Origin of the sequence: Serratia sp. 22264, assembly GCF_052045345.1 — a bacterium.
Taxonomy (GTDB): domain Bacteria; phylum Pseudomonadota; class Gammaproteobacteria; order Enterobacterales; family Enterobacteriaceae; genus Serratia; species Serratia plymuthica.
In genome coordinates this window covers 114834-136005 of record NZ_JBQEOY010000007.1, presented here as the reverse complement: position 1 = coordinate 136005, position 21172 = coordinate 114834, and the positions used below count along the sequence as shown (strand labels likewise).

General features: G+C 58.5%; 15 protein-coding genes. 10 read left to right on the top strand and 5 right to left on the bottom strand.

The genetic code is table 11. From position 1 onward, the window contains the following. Positions 1-21: 21 nt before the first annotated feature. Together ACTJJ1_RS21005 and ACTJJ1_RS21000 are read right to left on the bottom strand one after the other, a co-directional pair. Positions 22-1200, bottom strand: coding sequence for a P1 family peptidase (locus ACTJJ1_RS21005; protein WP_440835131.1), 1179 nt, complete (start codon positions 1198-1200; stop codon positions 22-24). Further along, a complete protein-coding gene (locus ACTJJ1_RS21000; RefSeq protein WP_440835129.1) occupies positions 1193-1714 on the bottom strand; it encodes a GNAT family N-acetyltransferase in 522 nt (173 codons plus the stop codon). The genes ACTJJ1_RS21005 and ACTJJ1_RS21000 overlap by 8 nt, the downstream gene beginning before the upstream one ends. A gap of 389 nt (positions 1715-2103) precedes the next feature. Here ACTJJ1_RS21000 and ACTJJ1_RS20995 point away from each other — a divergent pair, with 389 nt between their 5' ends. The 4 genes from ACTJJ1_RS20995 (at position 2104) to gntK (ending at position 6350) form a co-directional block, all read left to right on the top strand. After that, complete coding sequence (locus ACTJJ1_RS20995; RefSeq protein WP_004951443.1) at positions 2104-2799, top strand: pirin family protein; 696 nt, start codon at positions 2104-2106, stop codon at positions 2797-2799. Between the two features lie 149 nt (positions 2800-2948). Beyond that, complete coding sequence (gene gntR / locus ACTJJ1_RS20990) at positions 2949-3944, top strand: gluconate operon transcriptional repressor GntR (RefSeq protein ID WP_006328604.1); 996 nt, start codon at positions 2949-2951, stop codon at positions 3942-3944. 385 nt (positions 3945-4329) lie between these two features. After that, on the top strand, positions 4330-5646 hold the full coding sequence (gene gntT, locus ACTJJ1_RS20985) for a gluconate transporter (RefSeq protein ID WP_004951440.1): 1317 nt from the start codon (positions 4330-4332) through the stop codon (positions 5644-5646). 173 nt (positions 5647-5819) lie between these two features. After that, the gene (gene gntK, locus ACTJJ1_RS20980) at positions 5820-6350 is read left to right on the top strand and encodes a gluconokinase (RefSeq protein WP_004951437.1); all 531 of its coding nucleotides are present in this window, start codon (positions 5820-5822) and stop codon (positions 6348-6350) included. 45 nt (positions 6351-6395) lie between these two features. On the opposite strand, the gene ACTJJ1_RS20975 is transcribed toward gntK, so the two are convergent. Continuing rightward, complete coding sequence (locus tag ACTJJ1_RS20975) at positions 6396-6989, bottom strand: YhgN family NAAT transporter (protein ID WP_004951434.1); 594 nt, start codon at positions 6987-6989, stop codon at positions 6396-6398. Between the two features lie 239 nt (positions 6990-7228). Between ACTJJ1_RS20975 and asd the strand changes: the two genes are divergently transcribed. The 6 genes from asd (at position 7229) to glgP (ending at position 18441) form a co-directional block, all read left to right on the top strand. Continuing rightward, positions 7229-8332, top strand: coding sequence for an aspartate-semialdehyde dehydrogenase (gene asd, locus ACTJJ1_RS20970; protein ID WP_004951431.1), 1104 nt, complete (start codon positions 7229-7231; stop codon positions 8330-8332). A 510-nt stretch (positions 8333-8842) separates the two neighbouring features. Further along, positions 8843-11029 (top strand): 1,4-alpha-glucan branching enzyme, encoded by a 2187-nt coding sequence (glgB, locus tag ACTJJ1_RS20965; RefSeq protein WP_004951427.1) that lies wholly within the window; start codon positions 8843-8845, stop codon positions 11027-11029. Further along, positions 11026-13008, top strand: a complete 1983-nt coding sequence (gene glgX, locus ACTJJ1_RS20960) for a glycogen debranching protein GlgX (protein WP_440835125.1) — start codon at positions 11026-11028, stop codon at positions 13006-13008. The genes glgB and glgX overlap by 4 nt, the downstream gene beginning before the upstream one ends. A 15-nt stretch (positions 13009-13023) precedes the next feature. Next, on the top strand, positions 13024-14301 hold the full coding sequence (glgC, locus tag ACTJJ1_RS20955; RefSeq protein WP_004951423.1) for a glucose-1-phosphate adenylyltransferase: 1278 nt from the start codon (positions 13024-13026) through the stop codon (positions 14299-14301). 116 nt (positions 14302-14417) lie between these two features. Beyond that, positions 14418-15851 (top strand): glycogen synthase GlgA, encoded by a 1434-nt coding sequence (glgA, locus tag ACTJJ1_RS20950; RefSeq protein ID WP_122289988.1) that lies wholly within the window; start codon positions 14418-14420, stop codon positions 15849-15851. 142 nt (positions 15852-15993) lie between these two features. Beyond that, positions 15994-18441, top strand: coding sequence for a glycogen phosphorylase (glgP, locus tag ACTJJ1_RS20945; RefSeq protein ID WP_020439938.1), 2448 nt, complete (start codon positions 15994-15996; stop codon positions 18439-18441). Between the two features lie 193 nt (positions 18442-18634). On the opposite strand, the gene glpD is transcribed toward glgP, so the two are convergent. Both glpD and ACTJJ1_RS20935 read right to left on the bottom strand, forming a co-directional pair. Further along, positions 18635-20143 (bottom strand): glycerol-3-phosphate dehydrogenase, encoded by a 1509-nt coding sequence (gene glpD / locus ACTJJ1_RS20940; RefSeq protein WP_004951411.1) that lies wholly within the window; start codon positions 20141-20143, stop codon positions 18635-18637. 264 nt (positions 20144-20407) lie between these two features. Next, complete coding sequence (locus tag ACTJJ1_RS20935; RefSeq protein ID WP_004930797.1) at positions 20408-21166, bottom strand: DeoR/GlpR family transcriptional regulator; 759 nt, start codon at positions 21164-21166, stop codon at positions 20408-20410. Positions 21167-21172 lie beyond the last annotated feature (6 nt).

Genomic DNA, 21172 nt, shown 5'->3' with positions numbered 1-21172 from the left:
GCCCCTTTTTATTGGGCAGGATTAGGCGAGGGTTTTCCAGGTGGTGACCTGGCTGCCGGGCCATGGGGTGGCGGCGTAGACGCCACGGGCGATCGCCCGCGCCAGCGTGTCTGCCGCCAACGCGCCAATTTGCAGCACCGCCAGCTCGCGGCTGCCTTGAACCTCGCGCTTGCCGGTGGACAAGGCAAACACCACGTCGCCGTCGAACGGGCTGTGCAATGGGCGAATGGCGCGCGCCATGCCGTCTTGTGCCATGATCGCCACGCGTTTCAACTCCACCCGGGTCAGCGCCAGATCGGTGGCGATGCAGGCCAGGGTGGTGTTTTTCCTGCCGCCTGTCGGCTCGGTGGGCATCCAGTCTTCGCCCTGGCCATGCAACTGCGCCAGCGCCGCCGCGCCGCCGTTGCCAAATTCGCCGTTGATTTCATAAGGCGTGGCCCAGAAGGCACGGCTGCCTGGCGCGACCACCGAACCCAGACTGTTGACCGCCACCAGCGCGCCGACGGTAGCGCCGTTAGCCGCCACGATGGAAGCCGAGCCGAGGCCGCCCTTCAGCTTGCCCATGTCGGTCATGGCGCCATAGCCTGCGCCCACGGTGCCGAGCGGGAAGTCGTGGCCCGCTTTGCCGGCCGCTTCTATCCCCAGTTGGCGGTAAGGCGGCTCAAGCTGCCAGTTTTTATCGCCCGCGTTGTTCAGATCATACAGGCAGGCGGTAGGTACGATGGGGGACACCGGCACGCCGGGAGCCGGCCGCAGGGCATAGCCGCGGCCTTGTTGCCCCAGCCAGGCCGCGACGCCGTCCGCCGCCGCCAGCCCGTATACCGAGCCGCCGCTCAGCACCAGCGCATCGACGGTTTGCACCAGGTTATCTTCCCCCAGCGCGTCGGTTTCACGGGTGGCAGGGCCGCCGCCGCGCACGTCGACGGCGGCGATCGCCGGGCTATCCGGCAGGATAACCGTGGTGCCGGTGCGTACCTGGCTGCTCTGGGCAACGCCGACCTTCAGGCCGGGCACGTCGGTAATCAGATTGCGGGCGCCGGTCCGCACGGCGGGAGAGGTTGGCATGGCGGCCCCTAAAAAGGTGGTGGGAGAAAGGATGCCGATGGCACCCGTTACGCAGGCCAGCGTCTGCACAAAAGCGCGGCGGCTGACGTTTAAGGGCCGGTTAACCGGCCCTGATTCATTTTCAGTATCACTCATGATGCGCTTTTTTCCGCTGCTCGCTGCGAAAGCGCGCCATATGATGAGAATCTACCAACTCGCCATCGCGCATGGCATAAGCGCGGCTGGTACCTTCAATTTCAAAGCCGAACTTGCGGTAGAGCGCAATGGCGGCCTGATTGTCGGCAAATACCGTCAGTTCGATGCGTTCGATGGCCGCCCAGTTGTCGCAAAGGTCGATCATCGCCTTCATCAGGCTGCTGCCGACGCCTTTGCCGTGGTAGCGCGTATCCACGCCAATGCCGAAGGTCGCCACATGGCGACGGCGTACATGCTGGTCCAGAATTACGCTCAACTGGCCGACGATCTGCCCGTCGATACAGGCCACCAGATTGTGGGTGCCGGGGCTAAGGTTGGCGAGGCGCTTGTGCCATAGCTCGGTTGAGGGTAGCGGGAGCTGTAGCGTGTCACGATAGACCTGCGGTTGAGAGTAAAGCTGATGTAAGGCTTGTGCATCTGCCGCTTCTACGTGACGAACTACGATTTCACTCATTACGCTACTCCTGCTGCTTACCGGTTGAATAACCTTTGAATTTATCCGTTTATCCGGACGAGTCAATATTATTCCGGATGGGGAAAAATAACGCTTTACAGGTGCGAATGATAATGATTATTATTGCGATGCGTTCCGGGGAGAGCATCGCCTTTTTGATACTCTTCCTGCGAAGGCACGACATTGCTCACATTGCTTCCAGTGTTACTTAGCCAGCTCGGGTGCTGGCTTTTTTTTTGCCTGTTTTTACCCCCTTCACGCCTTCAACAACTCCGCTGAAAATAGCTTCGCCACTCCATCTAATTTTTTGAACAGAGGGATGAGTTTTTTACGCTTTCTTATTCTGCTGCCGGGACTAGACTGTAAAAAAACATTGAGGAGAGTTGAATATGATTTATCTACGTAAAGCAGAAGATCGCGGTCATGCCAATCACGGTTGGCTGGATAGCTGGCATACCTTCTCATTTGCCAACTACTACGATGCCGATTTTATGGGGTTCTCGGCGCTGCGGGTGATCAACGAAGACGTGATCGACGCGGGGCAGGGTTTTGGCACTCATCCGCATAAAGACATGGAAATCCTGACCTACGTGCTGAGCGGCACGGTAGAGCATCAGGACAGCATGGGCAACAAAGAGCAGATTCAAGCCGGCGAGTTCCAGATCATGAGTGCGGGCACCGGGGTGCGCCACTCGGAATACAACGGCAATAAGGATCGTCCGCTGCATCTGTACCAGATTTGGATTATTCCTGATCAGGTCGGGCTGGAGCCGCGTTATGAGCAACGTATGTTCGATGCGCCGCAGGGCCGCCAGTTAGTGCTGTCGCCGGATGCGCGCGAGGGTTCGCTGAAGGTGTTCCAGGATATGACTTTGTCACGCTGGGCACTGAACAAAGACGAGCAGTCGACGTATCAGATCGAGGCCCAGCGCCGCGTTTGGATCCAGGTAGTACGCGGCAAAGTGGTGATCAACGGTCAACAGGCCGGCACCAGCGATGCTTTCGCGGTGTGGGATGAAGCCGAGCTGTCGATTCAGGCGGATGAAGACAGTGAAATCCTGTTGTTCGATCTGCCGCCCGTGTGATTAAGCGGTAAATTGTGATTAAGCGGTAAATATCAAGGGCTCACGCGGTGAGCCCTTTTTGCATTCGGCCATCCGGCAACCAACAATATCGGCCCCGGTTTTTTTTTGCTAAAATGAACGCCCTTTCACGGTTAGCCAGTTCATTGATAATGAAGAAAAAACGGCCGGTACTTCAGGATGTTGCAGACAAGGTTGGCGTGACCAAGATGACGGTGAGCCGTTATCTGCGTAATCCCGATCAGGTTTCTGTCGCCTTGCAGCAAAAAATTGCCGTCGCGCTGGATGAGCTGGGCTACATTCCCAACCGTGCGCCGGATATCCTTTCCAACTCGACCAGCCGCGCCATTGGCGTACTGCTGCCGTCGTTAACCAACCAGGTGTTTGCCGAAGTCTTGCGCGGTATCGAGAGCGTGACCGATGCGCACAATTACCAGACCATGCTGGCGCACTACGGCTATTTGCCGGAGCGTGAAGAGCAGCGTCTGACCTCGCTGCTGTCTTACAATATCGACGGCCTGATCCTGTCCGAACGCCACCATACTCCGCGAACCCTGAAGATGATCGAGGTAGCGGGCATCCCGGTGGTGGAGCTGATGGACTGCGTGTCGCCGTGCATCGATCTGGCGGTGGGCTTCAATAACTTCGAAGCCGCGCGCCAGATGACCCAGCAAATCATCGCTCGCGGCCACCGTCACGTGGTGTATTTCGGCGCACGTCAGGATGAGCGCACCATTATCAAACAGCAGGGCTATGAGCAGGCAATGCGCGAGTCCGGTCTGGAGCCGTACAGCGTCATGACCGCGCGTTCGTCGTCCTATTCCGCCGGCGGCGAACTGCTGCGTCAGGCGCAGCGCGACTATCCGCAAATTGACAGTATCTTCTGCACCAACGATGACCTGGCGATTGGCGCCACCTTTGAGTGCCAGCGTCAGGGGTTGTCGATCCCCGATCAGATGGCGATTGCCGGTTTCCACGGCCACGATATCGGTCAGGTGATGGTGCCGAAACTGGCGAGCGTGCTGACGCCGCGTGAAAGGATGGGGCAAATCGGCGCCGAGCGTCTGCTGGCGCGGTTGCGGGGTGAAACCGTCTGTCCGCGCATGGTAGACGTGGGTTTTACCGTAATTCCCGGCGGCAGTATTTGATCGTTTTCAACTAATCCCATTTTGAACCACGCGCCGTTCGGCGCGTTTCACTTCCTGCCTGTGCGCTTGCCGCTTATTGCTGCCGTAAGTTTGATCTCTATCCCAGAACGCGAATTTTAGTCGTTTACCCGATTCCGTCACTCGTGTTGTTACCGGTATCATGATACCGGTAACAACGAGGTCAATGACCGTGCAGGGGCGCAGCATGCCGCGGCCGCACGGAGCGGGGCGAGTAAATCGCCCCCTGCAAGCAGGGACAGAACCTTTGACTCAGTACCACCTACAGCTCGCCTTCTGACACCGGGGAAGAGCCTGAAAATACAACAAGCGCACGCTTTACGGTCTAGGGTAAAGAGAGTCGCGATAAAAGGGTTGGAGAAAAATTATGCCATTAGTGATTGTTGCAGGCGGCGTGGCGTTGCTGCTGCTGCTGATGATTCGCTTTAAGCTGAACGGCTTTATCTCTCTGGTTTTAGTCGCACTGGCGGTAGGTATCGCACAGGGCATGCCGGTGGATAAAGTGATCGGCTCCATCAAGGCCGGCGTTGGCGGCACGCTGGGCAGCCTGGCGTTGATCATGGGCTTTGGCGCCATGCTCGGCAAGTTGCTGGCGGACTGCGGCGGCGCTCAGCGCATCGCCACTACGCTGATCGACAAGTTCGGTAAAAAACACATTCAATGGGCGGTGGTGCTGACCGGTTTTACCGTCGGTTTCGCGCTGTTCTATGAGGTCGGCTTCGTGCTGCTGCTGCCGCTGGTATTCAGCATCGCCGCCTCCGCCCGCGTTCCGCTGCTGTACGTTGGCGTACCGATGGCGGCTGCGCTGTCGGTGACCCACGGTTTCCTGCCGCCGCACCCTGGCCCAACGGCGATCGCCACCATCTTCCATGCCGACATGGGGAAAACCCTGTTGTATGGCACGCTGCTGGCCATCCCGACGGTGATCCTGGCCGGCCCGGTCTACGCCCGCTTCCTGAAAGGCATCGACAAGCCGGTGCCGGAAGGCCTGTATAACCCGAAAATCTTCACCGAAGAAGAAATGCCAAGTTTTGGCATCAGCGTTGCCACTTCTCTGGTGCCGGTGATCCTGATGGCACTGCGCGCAGTGGCCGAAATGGTGCTGCCGAAGGGCCATACGCTGTTGCGCTTTGCCGAGTTCTTCGGCGATCCGGTGATGGCGACGCTGATTGCGGTGCTGATCGCTATCTTCACCTTTGGTCTTAACCGTGGCCGCACCATGGATGAAGTGATGGGCACCATCACCGACTCGATCAAAATTATCGCCATGATGCTGTTGATCATCGGCGGCGGCGGCGCGTTCAAGCAGGTGCTGGTCGACAGTGGCGTAGAGAAATACATCGCCGGCCTGATGGAAGGCAGCAACGTCTCGCCTATTCTGATGGCGTGGTCCATTGCCGCCGCGCTGCGTCTGGCGCTGGGTTCCGCCACCGTGGCGGCGATCACCGCCGGCGGCATCGTCGCCCCGCTGATTGCCACCACCGGCGTCAGCCCGGAGCTGATGGTGATCGCGGTCGGTTCGGGCAGCGTGATTTTCTCTCACGTCAACGATCCGGGTTTCTGGCTGTTCAAGGAGTATTTCAACCTGAGCATTATGGAAACCCTCAAATCCTGGTCGGTGCTGGAAACCATCATCTCGGTTTGCGGCCTGGTAGGCTGCCTGCTGCTGGCGACGGTCGTATAATTTAGCGGTTACCTTTCAAGCTGCGGCCGCCTGGCGGCAGCTTGAAATTCATAGGATATCCTGAGGCTATCGGGTGCCCTGCGCGGCACCGGGCATCATTTTGAGTTTGGGGCGCATTGGGCGGTGCAATCCACCGCACAAACCTGCGTGAGTCCCCATAAGGGCATGAGATTATGAGCAATCCGCAACACCACGTATTTATTTTGATGGGCGTTTCAGGCAGCGGTAAATCCGCCGTCGCCAGCGACGTTGCCCACCAGGCCCATGCCGCGATGCTGGACGGCGACTACCTGCACCCGCGCGTCAATATCAACAAAATGGCTTCCGGGCACGCGCTGGACGATAACGATCGCGCCCCGTGGCTGACGGCACTGAACGACGCCATTTTCGCTATGCAGCGCACCAATGACGTGTCGCTGCTGGTGTGTTCGGCACTGAAAAAAAGCTACCGCGACCGGCTGCGCGAGGGTAACAGCAACCTGCATTTTATCTATCTGAAAGGGGATAAGGCGGTGATTGAAGAGCGTTTGAAACAGCGCAAGGGGCATTTCTTCAAGCCGCAGATGCTGGTTTCTCAGTTCGCGACGCTTGAAGAACCGGGTGCGCAGGAGCAGGACGTGCGGGCGATTGACATCAACCAGCCGTTGGATGGCGTGGTCGCCGATACTTTGGCTTATATTCGCAGCGTCGCAGCCCCGCAATAACCGGCTGCGTCATGATACCGGCGCCGCCAGGCGCCAGTATGTTCACTACAGTTTCATGTAAGCCCGCACGCCGTCCAGGAACATTTGGGTCGACAACATCACCAGAATCAACCCCATCAGCCTTTCCAGCGCGCTGACCCCTTTGCTGCCCAGCAGGCGCAGGAACAGGTTCGACATCAGCAATATCGCAGCGGAGATACCCCAGGCAATCAGCAGCGCCACCACCAGATGCGAAATCTGGTTCGGATACTGGTGCGAGAGCAGCATCAGTGCCGCCAAAATCGAAGGCCCTGCCACCAACGGGATCGCCAGCGGCACCAGGAAAGGCTCTTCACCGGCGGAAAGCCCGCTGCTGTTGCCTTCCTGCGAGGGGAAAATCATCTTGATGGCGATCAGGAACAGGATAATCCCACCGGAAATGGACACGGTCTCGGTACGCAGGTTGAGGAACGCCAGAATTTTCTCGCCGGCAAACAGGAAAATCAGCATCAACAGCAGGGCGATCAACAGCTCACGAATCAACACCATCCGCCGGCGGCGCGGTTCCAGGTGCTTGAGCACCGACATGAAAATCGGCAGGTTGCCCAGCGGATCCATGATTAAAAACAGCAATACCGTGACTGAAATCATCTCTGTCATTATTACCTCAGAATTAAAAAAACACGCCGTCCGTCCCGACGGTGCACAGGCCATCCCCGAGGGCTTTCAAGCATTGATAACAAAGCTGCGGCTTGAAAGACTGCGGGTATATAAGAAGGATTGCTGAGAATCGCTCACCCATCGAATAAATTCACTTTGCGCCTGCGCTGACATTTTGTAAGGTGGAGAGATATTGCACACAACTCTAAGCAGTCATCCTCCAAGGTAGGACAGTTATTATGAAAAACGTTGGTTTCATCGGTTGGCGCGGAATGGTCGGCTCCGTACTCATGCAGCGCATGACGGAAGAGCGCGATTTCGACGCCATTCGCCCGGTCTTTTTCTCCACTTCGCAGCACGGTTCTGCGGCGCCGGCATTCGGCGGCCAGCAGGGCACGCTGCAAGATGCTTACGATGTTGACGCGCTGAGCGCGCTCGACATTATTATTACCTGCCAGGGCGGCGATTATACCAATGAAATCTACCCTAAGCTGCGTGAAATCGGCTGGCAAGGGTACTGGATTGACGCGGCATCTTCTCTGCGCATGGGGGATGACGCGATTATCATCCTGGATCCGGTCAACCATGCGGTGATTCAGCAGGGTCTGGACAAAGGCATCAAGACCTTTGTTGGCGGTAACTGCACCGTCAGCCTGATGCTGATGTCGCTTGGCGGCCTGTTCGCCAACGATCTGGTGGAGTGGGCTTCCGTCTCCACCTATCAAGCGGCCTCCGGCGGCGGCGCACGCCACATGCGTGAACTGCTGACCCAAATGGGCATGCTGCATGCCGACGTGGCGAAAGAGCTGCAGGACCCGGCTTCGGCCATTTTGGATATCGAACGTAAAGTCACTGCGGCTACCCGCAGCGGCAAACTACCGACCGATAACTTCGGTGTGCCGCTGGCCGGCAGCCTGATCCCGTGGATCGACAAACAGCTCGATAACGGCCAGAGCCGCGAAGAGTGGAAAGGCCAGGCGGAAACCAACAAGATTCTGAACACCTCCAGCGTGATCCCGGTTGACGGTTTGTGCGTGCGCGTTGGCGCGCTGCGTTGCCATAGCCAGGCGTTCACCCTGAAGCTGAAAAAAGACGTTTCGCTGCCGGAAATCGAACAGATGCTGGCGACCCACAATGACTGGGTGCGGGTGATCCCGAACGATCGTGAGCTGACCATGCGTGAGTTGACGCCGGCTGCGGTTACCGGGACGCTGAACACGCCGGTCGGTCGCTTGCGCAAGCTGAATATGGGGCCGGAATACCTGTCCGCGTTCACCGTGGGTGACCAACTGCTGTGGGGCGCGGCAGAGCCGCTGCGCCGTATGCTGCGCATCCTGCTGTAAACCTGAACTGAACTTCCCGGGGGCTGGCTTCTTTCAGCCCCCCAAAGCCTTATTTTCCGCTTTTCACCCTGTCTTGGCACGCTATGGACGAAGTTGCTGCCAGGGGAGATGTTCGTGCCGATAACCGGCTTTCCTCCCGGCAGGCAGTAGCGCAACGGCGCTGCGGGCTGGCAGTTTTCTTAATGAATGATTTTCCATGCTAATACGGCACTGTTTTTGACAGACATTGGCTATGCTTAAAGCGTTGGCGAATACATTTTCACCAACGCTGAAAAGATGACTAAAAATAAGCATAAAGAGCGGAAATTCAGGTCGGCAAGCTGAAGATTGATCAATAACCGACCGCAATCACGCTTTAGATACCGAATGAATTGCATGATAACCAAAACGGCTATGGATTAATCATTTACCCAATGGATGTCAACTCGCGGCCTGCAAGACGGCGATCTGGACGGTGATGGGTAGACGCAGCCTCTTATAAATCATGCTCTTAATCTAAGGAAGAAGTCTATGCCTGTACTTCCCGATCGTGACGTGATTGATCAGCTTTTCTCCGGCAACTTTGCCGATCCTTTCTCCCTGTTGGGTATGCATACGGTCGATAATAGCCTGCAGGTCCGTGCGCTGCTGCCTGATGCCAGCGAAGTCTGGTTGCTGGAGCAGCAAACCGGCAAGCGGGTGGTGCAGTTGGCCTGCGACGATGCCCGTGGCTTTTTCAGCGCTACCGTCCCGCGCCGGAAAACCCCCTTCCGTTATCAACTGGAGGTCCGCTGGCAAAACCACCGGCAGATCGTCGACGATCCCTACCGTTTTGGCACCTTGTTGCAGGATATCGACGGCTGGCTGCTGGCGGAGGGGACCCACCTGCGGCCGTATGAGCGGCTGGGGGCGCATCTCGCTACGCTTGACGAGGTAGAAGGCGTCAGCTTTGCCGTCTGGGCGCCCAATGCTCAGCGCGTTTCGGTGGTGGGAGAGTTCAACTTCTGGGACGGTCGCCGCCATCCCATGCGCCTGCGCCGTGAAAACGGTATCTGGGAGCTGTTCCTGCCCGGGGTGAAAGCCGGGCAGCTGTACAAATACGAAATCATCGATTGCTATGGCAACACCCAACTGAAAGCCGATCCTTACGCCTTTGAAGCGCAGATGCGACCGGATACGGCTTCCCTGGTGACGCCACTGCCGGAGGTGGTGGAAAATACCCCGGAACGCCAACGCGCCAACGATTTTGATCGGCCGATCTCCATCTACGAAGTGCATCTGGGGTCGTGGCGGCGCCACACCGACGACAATTTCTGGCTCAGCTACGGCGAGCTGGCGGTGCAGTTGATCGATTACGTCAAAGACATGGGATTCACCCATATCGAGCTGTTGCCGATTAACGAGCACCCCTTCGACGGCAGTTGGGGTTATCAGCCGTTGGGGCTTTACGCCCCGACCCGACGTTTCGGCACGCCGGCCGATTTCAAAGCCTTTGTGGCGGCGGCGCACCGGGCCGGCATCAATGTGATCCTGGACTGGGTGCCGGGGCATTTCCCCAGCGACGCCTACGGTTTGGCGAATTTCGACGGCACCGCGCTGTATGAATACGCCGACCCGCGCGAAGGCTTCCATCAGGACTGGAATACGCTGATCTACAACTATGGCCGCAATGAGGTACGCAACTACCTGGCGGGCAATGCCCTTTACTGGATGGAACGTTACGGCATCGACGCTCTGCGCGTCGATGCCGTGGCCTCGATGATCTACCGCGATTACAGCCGCGCCGAAGGCGAGTGGGTGCCGAATTATTACGGCGGCAACGAGAACCTGGAGGCCATCGCCTTCCTGCGCTACACCAACCAGACCGTCGGCAAGGAGCGGCCCGGCGCGGTGACGCTGGCGGAGGAATCCACCGATTACCCGGGGGTCACGCTACCGCCGGACGCCAATGGGTTGGGGTTCCACTACAAATGGAACCTAGGCTGGATGCACGACACGCTCGACTACATGCAGTGCGATCCGGTACACCGCAAATATCATCACAATCAGATGACCTTCGGCATGCTGTACGCCTACACCGAGAACTTCGTGCTGCCGATTTCCCATGACGAAGTGGTGCACGGCAAAAAATCGATTCTCGACCGCATGCCCGGCGACGCCTGGCAGAAGTTCGCCAACCTGCGCGCCTATTACGGTTTTATGTGGGCGCATCCGGGCAAAAAACTGCTGTTTATGGGCTGCGAGTTTGCCCAGGGGCGCGAATGGAATTTCGATACCAGCCTCGACTGGCATCTGCTGGAAGGCCTGGACGGCTGGCATCACGGCGTGCAGCGGCTGGTGCGCGATCTCAACCACTGCTATCAGCAGCAGGCGCCGTTGTATGAGCGTGACTACCGTCCGGACGGCTTCGAATGGCTGGTGGTGGACGACCACGACAACTCGGTGTTTGCCTTTGCCCGTTACGACTCGCAGGGCAACGAGCTGATCGCCGTCAGCAACTTTACCCCGGTGCCGCGCCACCACTACCGCATCGGTATCTCCCGCCCCGGCGAGTATCGGGAAATCCTTAATACCGACTCGCACCATTATCACGGCAGCAATACCGGTAACCAGGGCCGCGTGGTGTCGGACCCGATCGGCAACCACGGCCGCGAGCATTCGATTAGCGTGACCGTACCGCCGCTGGCGACGATCTACCTGCTGCGGGAGGCGCAATGACTGAGCTGACGCCCGGCATCGCCGCGCCTCTCGGGGCGCATTATGACGGTAGCGGCATCAACTTTACCCTGTTTTCCGCCCACGCCACCGGCGTGGAACTGTGCCTGTTCGACGGGCAACAGCGCGAGGTGCGTTTGCCTCTGCCGGCGCGCAGCGGTGATATCTGGCACGGCTATCTGCCGGGCGGCAAACCGGGCCAGCGCTACGCTTACCGGGTGCACGGCCCGTTTGATCCCGCGCAGGGGCTGCGGTTTAACCCTAACAAACTGCTGCTGGATCCCGCCGCGCGCGCGGTCGAGGGGCCGGTGGCGGACGATCTGGAACTGCATGGCGGCTACGACCGGCCGGACCCGCAGGACAGCGCAGAGGTAATGCCGAAGTGCGTGGTCATCGACGAAGCCTACGATTGGCAGGATGATCGCCCGCCGGCCACGCCGTGGGGCAAAACGGTGATTTACGAAGCGCACGTGCGCGGCCTCACTCTGCTGCACCCGGATATCCCGCCGGTGCTGCGCGGCAGTTTCGCAGCTCTCGGGCATCCGGTGATGATCGCCCATTTCAAGCGCCTCGGCATCACGGCGCTGGAACTGCTGCCGGTACAGCAGCATAGCTCCGAGCCGCGTCTACAGCGTCTCGGGCTGATTAACTACTGGGGATATAACGTGCTGGCGCCCTATGCGCCGGATAACCGTTATTGCAGCCTGCGCACCGACATGACGCCGCTGCGTGAATTTCGCGATGCGGTGAAGGCGCTGCACAAGGCCGGTATCGAGGTGATCCTCGACGTAGTGTTCAACCACAGCGCCGAGCTGGACATGGACGGGCCGACGCTGTCGCTGCGCGGTATCGATAACCCGGAGTATTACTGGCTGACTCCCGACGGGGGATACGTTAACGACACCGGCTGCGGCAACACGCTGCGGTTGGATAAACCGCAGGGCGTGGCCTGGGTGATGGACTGTCTGCGTTTCTGGGTGAGCGAATGTCATGTCGACGGTTTTCGCTTCGATTTGGGTAGCGTACTGGGACGCACCCCGGCGTTCGATCGCGATGCGCCGCTGTTCCAGGCGATGCTGGCGGACGATTTGCTGTCGCGCTGCAAGCTGATCGCCGAGCCGTGGGACATTGGCCCCGGCGGTTATCAGGTGGGCGCTTTTCCGGGGCGCTTCGCCGAGTGGAATGACCATTACCGGGATGATATGCGTCGCTTTTGGCTGCAGGGCGATTTGCCGCTTGGCCAGTTTGCCCAACGCTTTGCCGGTTCCAGCGATTTGTTCAACCAACGCGGGCGTGCGCCGTACGCCGGCATCAACATGCTGACCGCTCATGACGGGTTTACCCTGCAGGATCTGGTCAGTTTTAACCGCAAGCACAACCAGCTTAACGGTGAAGGCAACCGTGACGGCAGCGACCATAATTTCAGCTATAACCACGGTGTTGAAGGCCCGATTGCCGACGACGCCATTGTGCAACGCCGCAGGGCCAGCCGGCAGGCGCTGCTTGCCACGTTGTTGCTGTCCCAGGGGACGCCGATGCTGCTGGCCGGCGATGAGCATGGACACAGCCAGCAGGGGAACAACAATGCCTATTGTCAGGACAACGTCATCACCTGGCTCGACTGGGCCAAGGCGGATGACTCGCTCACCGCTTATACCGCAGCGCTGATTCACCTGCGCCGGCAGATCCCCGCTCTGCAGCAAGACCGCTGGTGGCAGGAGGGCGACGGCAGCGTGCAGTGGCTGAACGCCCAAGGGCTGCCGCCTGCGGCGCAAGAATGGGAGCAGGGAGATTTGCAATTGCAGATCCGCTTGTCGCAGCGCTGGCTGGTGGTGGTTAACGCCACGCCGCAGCCGGTGGAGATGAGGTTGCCTGCGGGCGATTGGCAGGTTGTCGCCCCTTTTACTCAGGAAGGACCGCAGGCGGTTTTACCCGCCTGGAACCAGGCTGCGCACTCGATTTGCGTGCTGGTACAGAAATAATAAAAGGAGTCAGCTATGGTTAGGTTTGAAAATAAAGACCCCCTGATGTTGGCGCGCCAACTGCCGATTAAGTCCGTTGCTCTGATTCTGGCCGGCGGCCGCGGTTCGCGCTTGAAAGATTTAACCTCAACCCGTGCCAAGCCTGCCGTCCACTTTGGCGGTAAGTTCCGCATCATTGATTTTGCCCTGTCGAACTGCCTGAACTCGGGTATCCGCCGTATCGGCGTGATCACCCAATATCAGTCCCATACTCTGGTGCAGCATATTCAGCGCGGCTGGTCGTTCCTCAATGAAGAGATGAACGAATTTGTCGATCTGCTGCCGGCCCAGCAACGCCTCAGTACCGAGCATTGGTACAAGGGCACGGCGGATGCGGTGTACCAGAACCTGGACATCATCCGCCGCTACGATGCCGAGTACGTGGTGATCCTGGCGGGCGATCACATCTACAAGATGGATTACTCGCGCATGCTGATCGATCACGTCGAAAAGGGCGCGCAGTGCACGGTCGCCTGCTTGCCGGTGCCGCGCGATGAGGCCAGCGAATTCGGCGTGATGGAAGTCGATGAGAACGATCTGATCCTCGAGTTCCTGGAAAAACCGAGCAATCCGCCGCCAATGCCGGGTAACCCGGAGATGTCGCTGGCCAGCATGGGGATCTACATCTTTAACGCCGACTATCTGTTCCAACTGCTGGAAGAGGATATGTCGACCCCCGGCTCCACCCACGATTTCGGCAAGGATCTGATCCCGAAAATCACCGCTCAGAAAGCGGCGTGGGCGCACCCGTTCACGCTGTCTTGCGTCACCTCCAACCCCGATCTGCCGCCGTACTGGCGCGACGTAGGCACGCTGGAAGCTTACTGGCGCGCCAACCTCGATCTGGCCTCGGTGACGCCGGAACTGGACATGTATGACCGCGCCTGGCCGATCCGTACCCATATGGAGCCGCTGCCGCCGGCCAAGTTCGTGCAGGACCGTTCCGGCAGCCACGGCATGACCATGAATTCGCTGGTGTCCGGCGGCTGCATCGTCTCAGGTTCGGTGGTGGTGCATTCGGTGCTGTTCCCGCGGGTGCGGGTGAACTCGTTCTGCACCATCGACTCTACCGTATTGCTGCCGGACGTAAACGTCGGCCGTTCCTGCCGCCTGCGGCGCTGCATCATTGACCGCGCCTGCCACATTCCCGAGGGCATGGTGATTGGCGAAAACGCCGATGAAGACAGCAAACGCTTTTATCGCTCGGAAGGCGGCATTGTGCTGGTGACGCGCGAAATGCTGTCAAAGTTGTGAGTTAAGGTTGTCGGCGGAACGATGATACCGCCGCCTTGTGAATGGACTGATGGCTTGCAAAACGCGGAATTTACAACAGCGGCAAGCCTGCTTCTTTGCCGACTTCAGGAGTGATAATGCAGGTTTTACACGTATGTTCTGAAATGTTCCCTCTGTTGAAAACCGGGGGGCTCGCAGACGTGGTTGGCGCATTACCGGCGGCTCAAATTGCCGAGGGCGGCGACGTTCGGGTGCTATTGCCCGCTTTTCCTGACGTGCGTAATGGTATACCGGACTCCGTGCTGGTGGCGGAAATCGATTCGTTCGCCGGCCGGGTCGGCCTGCGCTACGGTACCTATCATGGCGTGGGCATCTACCTGATTGACGCCCCCTGGCTGTATGACCGGCCAGGCAGCCCTTATCATGACCAGTCGATGAATGCCTATTCCGACAACCATCGGCGTTTTGCCCTGTTGGGCTGGATCGCCTGCGAGTTGGCCAAGGGGTTGGACCGCTACTGGCGGCCGCAGGTAGTGCACGCCCATGACTGGCACGCCGGCCTGGCCTGTGCCTATCTGGCGGCCAACGGCCACCCGGCTCGTTCGATTTTCACCGTGCACAACCTGGCCTATCAGGGGCTGTTCTCCTCCCATCACGTGGCTGAACTGTGGCTGCCGCCTTCGTTTTACAACGTTTACGGCCTGGAGTTTTACGGCCAGATGTCGTTCCTGAAAGCCGGGCTGTATTACGCCGACCATATCACCGCCGTCAGCCCGACCTACGCGCGGGAAATCACCCGGCCGGAGTTCGGTTGCGGCATGGAAGGGTTGTTGCAGGAACGCCAGCGGCAGGGGCGGTTGAGCGGCATTCTTAACGGCGTGGACGACAATATTTGGGATCCGTCCCACGATCCGCGATTGACCGCCCGCTACGATGCCGAAGATTTGAAGAACAAGACCAAGAACAAGCTGCACCTGCAAAAAGCGATGGGCCTGAAGGTGGACGAGTCGCTGCCGGTGTTTGCGGTGGTGAGCCGCCTGACCAGCCAGAAAGGTCTGGATCTGGTATTGGAAGCGCTGCCGGCATTGCTCGAGCAGGGGGGCCAACTGGCGCTGTTAGGGGCCGGCGATGCGGTGTTGCAGCAGGCGTTTCTGGCCGCCGCCGCCGACTATCCGGAACAGGTTGGCGTACAGATTGGTTATCACGAGGCGTTCTCGCACCGGATTATCGGTGGGGCCGATGTGATCATGGTGCCGAGCCGTTTCGAACCTTGCGGGCTGACCCAGCTCTACGGCCTGAAATACGGCACGCTGCCCTTGGTGCGCCGCACCGGCGGGCTGGCGGACACGGTGGTGGACTGTGCGCTGGAGAATCTGGCCGACGGCACCGCCAGCGGATTTGTGTTTGATGATTGTGATGCCGCCGCACTGGGCAACGCTATCCGGCGCGCCATGGTGCTGTGGAGCAGGCCAAAGCATTGGCGTCACGTACAGCGCCACGCCATGAGCGTGGATTTTGGCTGGCAGATTGCGGCAAAGGATTATCTGTCGCTTTATCAACGGTTGTTATAGTCGTAATACGGGTGTCTGGTTAGCTTGCATGCAGCAAGCATCCGTACTTGTAGGTTGTAGGGGCGCAGCATGCTGTGCCCATATTCAGCGGGGCGTTGATATTCCGAAGAATATGGCGCCCCCTTCAGGGGATAGAAAAGCTATGACTTCACCGATTAGTTACACCTCACCCACGGTCAGTGTTGAAGCGCTGAAACATTCCATCGCCTATAAGCTGATGTTTATTGTCGGCAAGGATCCGGCTATCGCCAACCAGCATGACTGGCTGAATGCCGTGCTGTTTGCGGTGCGCGATCGCATGGTGGAACGCTGGCTGCGTTCCAACCGCGCCCAGCTTTCCCAGGATGTGCGGCAGGTCTATTACCTGTCGATGGAATTCCTGCTCGGACGCACGCTTTCCAACGCGCTGTTGTCGATGGGGATTTACCAGGATATCGATGACGCGTTGAATGAAATGGGGCTGAGCCTCGGTGAATTGCTGGAGGAAGAGAACGATCCGGGGCTGGGCAACGGGGGGTTGGGGCGGTTGGCGGCCTGTTTCCTCGATTCGCTGGCGACGCTGGCGCTGCCGGGACGCGGCTACGGCATCCGCTACGAATACGGCATGTTCAAGCAGAACATCGTTAACGGCCAGCAGATGGAGTCACCGGACTACTGGCTGGAATACGGCAACCCGTGGGAGTTCCCGCGCCACAACACCCGATACAAGGTGCGCTTCGGCGGGCGAATTCAGCAGGAAGGCGCCAAGGCGCGCTGGCTGGAAACCGAAGAGGTGTTGGCCATCGCTTACGATCAGGTGATCCCCGGTTTTGATACCGACGCCACCAACACGCTGCGGCTGTGGAGCGCCCAGGCCAGTAACGAAATCAACCTAGGTAAATTCAATCAGGGGGATTATTTCGCGGCGGTTGAGGATAAAAACCACTCGGAGAACGTATCGCGCGTATTGTACCCGGACGACTCCACCTATTCCGGGCGCGAACTTCGGCTGCGGCAGGAGTATTTCCTGGTGTCGGCCACGGTGCAGGATATCCTCAACCGCCACTGGACGATGCATAAAACCTTCGACAATCTGGCGGACAAGATTGCCATTCACCTGAATGACACTCACCCGGTGTTGTCTATCCCCGAACTGATGCATCGGCTGATCGACGATCACAAGTTCAGTTGGCTCGACGCCTGGGCCGTCGTGGAACGGGTATTCTCCTACACCAACCACACGCTGATGAGCGAAGCGCTGGAGACCTGGCCGCTGGACATGATCGGCCGGATCCTGCCGCGTCACTTGCAGTTGATCTTCGAGATCAACGATCACTTCCTCAAGCACGTGCAGGAAGTGGTGCCGGGCGACAACGAGCTGCTGGCGCGGGTGTCGATCATTGACGAGACCAATGGCCGCCGGGTACGCATGGCGTGGCTGGCGGTGGTAGCCAGCCATAAGGTCAACGGGGTTTCCGCACTGCATTCCGAGCTGATGGTGCAATCGCTGTTTGCCGACTTTGCGCGCATTTTCCCCGATCGTTTCTGCAACAAAACCAACGGCGTCACGCCGCGCCGCTGGCTGGGGTTGGCCAACCGGCCGCTTTCCGCCGTGCTTGACGACAGCATTGGCCAGACCTGGCGCACCGATCTCAGCCAACTGAGCGAGCTCAAAGCCAACATCGATTTCCCCAGTTTTCTGCAGGCGGTTCAGGCTGCCAAACGGCAAAACAAGGAGCGGTTGGCGAAGTACATCGCCAAAACCCTGAATGTGGTGGTCAACCCGGATGCGTTGTTCGATGTGCAGATCAAACGCATTCATGAGTACAAACGGCAACTGCTCAATGTACTGCACGTGATCACGCTGTATAACCGCCTGTTGCAGGATCCGGAGACCGAGCGCGTGCCGAGGGTCGTGATCTTCGCCGGCAAAGCTGCGTCGGCCTATTATGCGGCTAAGCAGATCATTCGCCTGATCAACGATGTGGCGAAGGTGATCAATAACGATCCGCGCGTGCACACCCAGTTGAAGGTCGTATTTATTCCGAACTACAGCGTCAGTCTGGCGCAGTTGATCATTCCGGCGGCGGACCTTTCCGAGCAGATCTCGCTGGCGGGCACCGAGGCGTCGGGCACCAGCAACATGAAGTTCGCCCTTAACGGCGCGCTGACCATCGGCACGTTGGACGGCGCCAACGTAGAGATGCTGGAGCATGTGGGTGAAGAGAACATCTTTATCTTCGGCAATACCGCCGAGCAGGTGGAAGAGTTGCGCCGCAACGGCTACAACCCGCATCTGTACTATGAGCAAGATCCCGAACTGCATCAGGCGCTGACCCAGATCGCCACCGGCGTATTCAGCCCGGAGGAGCCAAAGCGCTACAGCAATCTGTTTGATTCGCTGGTGAATTTGGGCGATCACTACCAGCTGCTGGCCGATTACCGCAGCTATGTGGATACGCAGGACAAGGTGGATGAGGTGTACCGCAATCAGGATGACTGGACGCGGCGGGCGATCTTGAATATCGCCAACATGGGGTATTTTTCTTCCGACCGCACCATTCAGGAGTATGCGGACGAAATCTGGCACATCAAACCGATCAAGCTGTAATGCAAAAGGGCCGGATATCCGGCCCTTTGAGAATGTTGACAAAGTTCTTTGCAGATAAAGGGTTTACTTTGACTGCTAATGAAGCAAAGGATGAGCTCTTCTGCTTTACCCCAAAGGTTCGAAAACCACGTTTTTCGGACCTTTGTCGCTAATCTGAAGGGCCGGATATCCGGCCCTTTTCATCTTCAATGGCTCAGGAAGCCAGAGAGAGCGTTTTCGTTTTCGTGTGTTGCGCCAGCCAGGCTTTCACCCGCGCCTGCTGTGCATCATCCAGCCACATGCCCAGTTTGGTACGGCGCCAGATGGCGTCTTCCAACTCGACCACCCACTCTTTCTCTACCAGGTAGCGTAGTTCGGCTTCATACAGGCCGTGGCCAAACTCTTCGCCCAGATCGCTGAGGCCGTTGGCATTCGCCAGGATCAGCTCGCTGTGGCTACCGTAGGTGCGGGCGTAGCGGCGCGCCAGGGATTCCGGCAACCAGCCGTGTTCGCGACGCAGTTTGGCGGCATAGCTGTCGCGATCGCCACCGATGTCGCCGCCGGGCAGAGAACCGTTTTTGGTCCACGCCGGGCCGCAGCCAGGGTAGTAATGCGCCAGTTTTTCCATCGCATGTTCAGCCAGCTTGCGATAGGTGGTCAGTTTACCGCCGAACACCGACAGCAGCGGCGCTTTGCCCTGCTCGTCATGCACGTCCAGCGTGTAGTCGCGGGTCACCGCCTGTGGCGAATCAGACTCGTCATCGCACAGCGGACGCACACCGGAGTAGGTCCAGACGATGTCGTCACGGCCCAACTGCTTCTTGAAGTGGTCGTTGTACACTTTCAGCAGGTAGTCGATTTCGTTATCGTCGATCTTCACGTCTTTCGGATCGCCGTGGTATTCCACGTCGGTGGTGCCGATGATCGAGAATTCGTCATTCCACGGGATCACGAACACGATGCGGTGGTCTTCGTTTTGCAGAATATAGGACTGCGGCTGATTGTGAGCGCGCGGCACCACAATGTGGCTGCCTTTGATCAGGCGGATGCCGTACGGGGATTTCAGCTTCAGGCCGTCGTCAAAGAAGTGTTTCACCCAAGGGCCGGTGGCGTTGACCAGGCCCTTGGCGCGCCAGGTAAAGGTTTTACCGCTGTCGACGTCAACCGCTTCCACCATCCACAGGCCGTTTTCACGCCATGCGCGGGTCACTTTGGTGCGGGTGCGCACTTCGCCGCCGCGTTTTTCCACTTCCTGCGCGTTCAGCACCACCAGACGAGCGTCGTCGACCCAGCAGTCGGAATATTCGAAACCGCGCTTCAGTTCAGGCTTCAGTACCGATTCTGGTCCAAAGCGCAAACTCTTGCTGCCCGGCAGGCTGGTGCGTTTGCCCAGGTGATCGTACAGGAACAGGCCGATGCGGATCATCCAGGCCGGGCGCAGATGCGGCTGGTGCGGCAGGCGGAAACGCATGGGGAACGCGATGTGCGGCGCCAGCTTCAGCAACACTTCACGCTCGGCCAGCGCTTCGCTCACCAGGCGGAATTCGTAGTGTTCCAGGTAGCGCAGGCCGCCGTGGATCAGTTTGGAACTGGCGGAAGACGTAGCGCAGGCCAAGTCTTGCGCTTCCAGTAGCAGTACGGACAGCCCGCGCCCGGCAGCATCTGCTGCGATGCCGGCACCGTTGATGCCGCCACCGATAACGATCAAGTCTTTGGTTTCCACGTCAACTTCCTCCAGATGTTCGAAATAGCTCTTTCATGTTCGTTTTCGCTCATGATTGTAATCAAAAACCAACAAACAAGCCAAGACTTAACCAAACAAAAACATTTAGGCGTGATAGAGGTAACAGTTTGGTGATAGTAGTTATACAAAGAAAAGGGATATTCCGGCTGGCAACGCCGGGCTCAGTAGGCTGAGCCCGGGTAAAAACGGCGGGGTGACGGCGCGGCAGGCTGCGCCCATTGGGTTAGACGAGAAGGGCGGAGATCAGCACAGCTCCAACTGCACGTCGTACTGTTCGATGATTTTCATCACGCTTGGCGGCGGTAACTGGTCGGTAAACAGGTAGTCGATCAGGTTCATATTGCCGAGGTTGACCATCGCATTGCGGCCGAATTTGGAATGGTCGGTCACCAGCATTACGCAGCGCGAGTTTTCGATAATTGCGCGTTTGGTGCGCACTTCATGGTAGTCGAATTCGAGCAGCGAGCCGTCCATGTCGATGCCGCTGATGCCGAGAATGCCGTAATCGAGCCGGAACTGGGAGATAAAATCCAGCGTGGCCTCGCCCATGATGCCGCCATCGCGGGTGCGCACTTCGCCGCCGGCCAGGATCAGGCGGAAATCTTCCTTGGCGGTCAGCAGGGTGGCGACGTTCAGGTTATTGGTCACCACGCGCAGGTTTTTGTGGTTCATCAGCGCGTGAGCGACCGCTTCCGGCGTGGTGCCGATGTCGATAAACAGCGTGGCGCCGTCGGGGATCTGGCTGGCGACGCGCTGGGCGATACGCGCTTTCTCTTCCGACCACATCACTTTGCGATCGTTATAAGCGGCATTGACCGAGCTGGAAGGCAACGCAGCGCCGCCGTGATGGCGCTGAATTTTGTTCTGATCGGCAAGGTCATTCAAATCGCGGCGAATCGTTTGCGGACTGACGTCAAAATGTTCGACCAGTTCTTCCGTACTGACATAACCTTGCAGGCGCACCAGCTCGATAATTGCGTCATGACGCTGTGTTTGCTTCACGATAAT